Raw genomic sequence first — 4,519 nt, 5'->3', positions numbered from 1 at the left:
GAGATTCATATAGGTGTGCCCTGTAGAAAGAGATTAAATAGTTTGAATACGACTCAGTGATCGTTGTGTCGATGATGGTAGAGTCAGTGGTGCCGAGATTTAGCTTAAATTATGTGTTGAGAACATGCGCTATATATTTGTTGGAAAACACATTTTTTTACCAAAATAACAAATCACGATATGATGGGTGAAAAGTAACCAGCAACCAGTAACTAGAACAAGGAGTGCTCATGAAACAGGTCGGAGATACGGTTATCAAACCTTTTCACAAGGCAGCCTGCCATTGTGGTGCGGTTGAATTAGAGCTCAGCTTACCTAACGGGATAGAAAAACCACGCCGTTGTGATTGTTCTATCTGCCGTCGTAGAGGGGCGATTGTAGGCTCTGTGGCGCTGGATGGTATCAAGATCCTCAAAGGTGCTGAGCATCTCAAGCTTTATCAATTCAATACCCACACCGCGAAGCATTACTTCTGCTCAAACTGCGGTATCTATACTCATCACCAACGCCGCTCAAGCCTCAATGAATATGGATTTAACATCGGTTGTTTGGAAGGAGTAAACCCTTTTGATATTGGCGATGTGGTGACTAATGATGGTGTCAATCACCCTGCTGATCGCTAAATAACTCGTCGTTTGAGAACCAATTATTTGATAACTAATGGATAGAGGAAGGGATTATGTCTGAATATAGTGCGGTGATTCGTTGGGCTCGTGGTGACGATGAAGCCTTTAGTGACAACCAATACAGTCGCGGTCATACGTGGGAGTTCGATGGTGGTATCACTGTGCCAGCTTCATCTTCTCCTCATGTTGTGCCACTGCCGTTTTCGGTGGAAGCGAATGTCGACCCAGAAGAAGCGTTTATCGCGGCACTTTCTAGCTGCCATATGCTGACGTTTTTGGGCATTGCTGCAAAGCAGAAGTACGTGATCGACTCTTATGTGGATGATGCGATTGGTGTGCTGGAAGAAGATGAATCTGGCCGCTCGTCTATCACTAAGGTGACTCTGCGACCTGATATTGTGTTCTTAGGCACTAAGAAGCCAACTGCCAAACAGCTCGACAAACTGCATCATTTAGCGCACAAAAACTGCTTTATCGCGAACTCGGTCAAGACTGAAATTGTGGTCGAGATGCGAGATTAATTTAAATTAGTCACAAGATTTCTCTGGAAGCTTCGTCTTTTGAGCCTTGTCATCGTCTTAAGGGTATTCAGGCAATCCAGTTGATTGCAAAAGAACCAAACACACTATTTGAGGAACCCTCCATGACAGCGTTTAACAGTGCATCGAATTACGGTGAACATGCGTTTATCAAAAGCAAACCAGAGATGCTAGAGAGCATTTACAACACCACCGATGTATTCCCATATTGGGTTGCCGATATGGATTTTCAGGTAGCAGAACCGATCACTCAAGAGCTGAATCGTTTGGTTGGGCGCGGTGTGTACTCTTACGAGTTTCATGAGCAGGCGGTGTTTGAAGCGCTTTCTCAATGGTATTCAATGCGTCATGGCTTGAACCTATCTGCTGATAAGTTCGTTCAGGTGCCGGGTGTGCTTTCTGGTATCGCGTTGTTACTGCGTCAATTCACCAATGAAGGTGATGGTGTGTTAATCCATACGCCAGCGTATCACCAGTTTTCTAACTTGGTGAACAAGGCTAATCGTCAGGTGGTGAACAGCCCACTGATTAATGATGAGCAAGGTTACCGCATTGATTTCGATGGTATGGAACAGCAGATAATCGAACACAAAGTAAAAACGATGATTTTCTGTAATCCTCACAACCCAACAGGTCGTGTGTGGACACAGCAAGAAATTGAACAAGTCATCGAGATCGCCAAGCGCCACGATGTGCTGATCATCAGCGATGAAGTCCACTCAGACATTATCTTTGAAGGTCACGCTTTCACTAGCTTGACCAGCTTTGATTACGACAAGGTCATCACCTTGATTGGCTCTCCGGCGAAAACCTTTGGCATGCACAGCATCTCAAACGGCTATGTGTACACCAACAAAAATGAGCTATTTGAAGCGTTCAAAACCAATGTCGCGGCGATGTATCTTGACCATGGTAATGCCTTGACGACGTTTGCGACGATTGCTGCCTTCGAAAAGGGTGAAGAGTGGTTAGATGGTATGTTGGCGTATCTGCAAGGCACAGTTAAGTGGATTACCGAATTTTCAGAGCAGCGAATTCCTCAGTTAAAAGTCTTCCAACCGCAAGGCACTTACCAAGTGTGGTTTGATTTTTCTGAGTTAGGTTTCTCGGAAGAAGATTTAAAGAGCGTGGTGTTTGAACAAGCTAAAATGGGATTAACACCGGGCGGCTGGTTTGGCGCTGAGAGTTATCATTTTATGCGAATGAACATCGCGACTTCGCGTGACAATATTGAGCAATCATTTACTGCGTTGGCTGATGCGATTGAGGGTTTTGAGCGAGGAAGTCAGGAGAGTTCAAACTGCTGCGATAGTGGCAATTCAAAAAGCTGCTGTTGATTATCCATGTTGAATTGAAAATGCTTAGCCGCTGATGCTGATGCTGATGCTGGTGCTGATTCTGATCAATAGGCTGTAAAGTACGAAAAACCGCGAGGCTGCTTAGCGCATCACTGGCGGTTTTTTTGTGTCTGTGTAATTCTAAGCATGATTTTATTGATAGAGAATTTTGAGTTGCTGAGTGGTAGTTAGAGAGCGCTTGGATGATTAGTAGAGATTGGTTGGCAGAGAGTTATGTTTAGTGTCCCACTGAATAGTTTTGTACATCGTGTGAGTGATAAAAGCCAAGTGATGGCGAATGCGACTGAGTGTGGATGCCAGTTGAAGCGAGTTCGACGTTCACGCAACTGGCTGTTGGTGGCTCAAGATCATCAACTCATTGAATTTAAAACCAAGTTAACCCATGAAAAAGACGATTGGATAGCAACTGCAATCGACAAAGTGCTGCCTAAGCCTGTGGTGTGTTTGGCATCGTTGTTAGCCGCTACGCCCTCGATGACGGTCGCGCAGTTAGTGATGGAATCAGGATGTTCAATGGCAGAAGCAAGGCGTGCTATTGATGAACATGAAGGGTTGTAGGCGTATTCGAATCGTGAGCAGCAAAAAGCCCGTAACGATATTATGCTTATTCAGCGCAATATCGTTACGGGCTTTATTATCTGCGCTTATGCTGCTTAAGCTAAGCCATGTGGCTTATAAAGCGTTTACTCGATTAAGAGTTCGCTACTTTTACACGAATCGTGTTTTTGCCAAGCTTTGACAAGTTTAGCTTGTTTAGTGCCGCTTTCGCTTCTTCGTGCTCTGGCATTTCAACAAATGCAAAGCCTTTAGATTCGCCAGTTTCTTGGTCTAAAACTAGGCTGCACTCTTTTACTGAGCCGAACTCAGAAAATAGAACACGGATGTCTTGCTCAGCAGTAGAGCGCGATAGGTTACGAACTAGAAGTTTCATAATAAACCTTGAATATGAATTTACGCCGAGCATTGTCGCACACTTTCATGCTCACCCTCACAAATAATTAGCTCGAATAGCTCTGTTTACCTGTTCGACGCTCTCTTTGACCGTTAACCGCGGTTTATCGTGATATCTGATACAAATCCATGCTCAGTGCTGGTTAACGCCTGTTGCAGCATTTGAGCGGCTTCTTGAGCTGTCATAAAGCTTGAAGTATCCATTGCTTTGCCGCTGGTTCCCCAAAACTCTGTCGCCATTCCGCCGGGATAAACCGCAACGATTTTCATCGGGTGACCTTTGAGCTCTAACCTTACCGATTCGATAAAGCCTTTTACTGCCCATTTTGCTGCGCAGTAGGTGGACTCTTCTGCTTTAGCGCCTTGAGCCGCGGTCGACATCACGACTGCAATGGTGACGGGTTGATCTTTGTAACGCTGAACCAGCTCGCGAATCAGAAATATCGAGGACTCGATATTGTTTTTGAGCATGTCACTGATCGCCGCTGGATCTTGCTGTTCTATCTTACCGAAGTATCCACTGCCAGCGCTGTGAACCACCAGTTTTGGTGTTTCTGGCAATGCATCAAGCAGTTCGCTCACGGAGTTCGGGTCACATAGATCACAGGTTTGGCTAACGGTATCTGCTGGCAGGCTTTTCGCTAATTCAGCTAAACGCTGTGAGCTGCGGCCAGTGATCATTAAGCGCTGACGGCTGTTTGATGCGTTCGCATATTGCTTAGCTAAAGCTGCGCCTAAACCGCTGCTTGATCCGGTGATTAAAATCATGGGGACTCGGGATTGTTGAATTGAATCGAGATAGTAAGGCTTTGAAAGCTTGTTTTCTGAGATCTAAGACCAAGATGCTGAGGCTCATGACTAAGATTGCTCGATAGAATTGAGGTTTGAGAAAGTGATGTAAGCCAGGACGGAAAAAAGAAGGAGTACTAAAAAGTAAAAACGCCGGCATAGCGCCAGCGCTTTTGAAAATCAGATTACTCGTCGTCGAACTGTTTGGTCGTGAATGAGTCTTCGATTCTGTTGAGCTCTTCTTGATCTTTCACTC

Annotated in this window: 6 protein-coding genes; 4 read left to right on the top strand and 2 right to left on the bottom strand. The window is 45.1% G+C overall.

Annotated elements, in window-relative coordinates; translation table 11 throughout:
- Positions 1-230: 230 nt before the first annotated feature.
- The 4 genes from AB4653_RS16785 to AB4653_RS16770 all read left to right on the top strand — a co-directional run bounded on the left by AB4653_RS16785 (position 231) and on the right by AB4653_RS16770 (position 3,081).
- Positions 231-623, top strand: coding sequence for a GFA family protein (locus AB4653_RS16785; RefSeq protein ID WP_009846072.1), 393 nt, complete (start codon positions 231-233; stop codon positions 621-623).
- Positions 624-679: 56 nt separating this feature from the next.
- A complete protein-coding gene (locus AB4653_RS16780; RefSeq protein ID WP_009846073.1) occupies positions 680-1,147 on the top strand; it encodes an OsmC family protein in 468 nt (155 codons plus the stop codon).
- 122 nt (positions 1,148-1,269) lie between these two features.
- Entirely contained in the window at positions 1,270-2,502 is a 1,233-nt protein-coding gene (locus AB4653_RS16775; protein WP_102257693.1) for a MalY/PatB family protein, read from the top strand.
- Positions 2,503-2,736: 234 nt separating this feature from the next.
- Positions 2,737-3,081 carry a ribosome recycling factor family protein gene (locus AB4653_RS16770; RefSeq protein ID WP_012601239.1) on the top strand — a complete coding sequence of 115 codons (345 nt, stop codon included), beginning with the start codon at positions 2,737-2,739 and terminating at the stop codon, positions 3,079-3,081.
- Between the two features lie 133 nt (positions 3,082-3,214).
- Here the strand turns inward: AB4653_RS16770 and AB4653_RS16765 are convergent, their stop codons facing one another.
- Both AB4653_RS16765 and AB4653_RS16760 read right to left on the bottom strand, forming a co-directional pair.
- A complete protein-coding gene (locus AB4653_RS16765) occupies positions 3,215-3,454 on the bottom strand; it encodes an RNA-binding protein (RefSeq protein ID WP_004732698.1) in 240 nt (79 codons plus the stop codon).
- Between the two features lie 113 nt (positions 3,455-3,567).
- Entirely contained in the window at positions 3,568-4,242 is a 675-nt protein-coding gene (locus AB4653_RS16760; protein WP_102257692.1) for an SDR family NAD(P)-dependent oxidoreductase, read from the bottom strand.
- Positions 4,243-4,519 lie beyond the last annotated feature (277 nt).

Origin of the sequence: Vibrio sp. 10N.222.48.A3 (assembly GCF_041475345.1) — a bacterium.
GTDB lineage: Bacteria > Pseudomonadota > Gammaproteobacteria > Enterobacterales > Vibrionaceae > Vibrio > Vibrio tasmaniensis_A.
The sequence above is the reverse complement of the archived record's forward strand: the minus strand, read 5'-3'. Positions and strand labels throughout refer to the sequence as shown.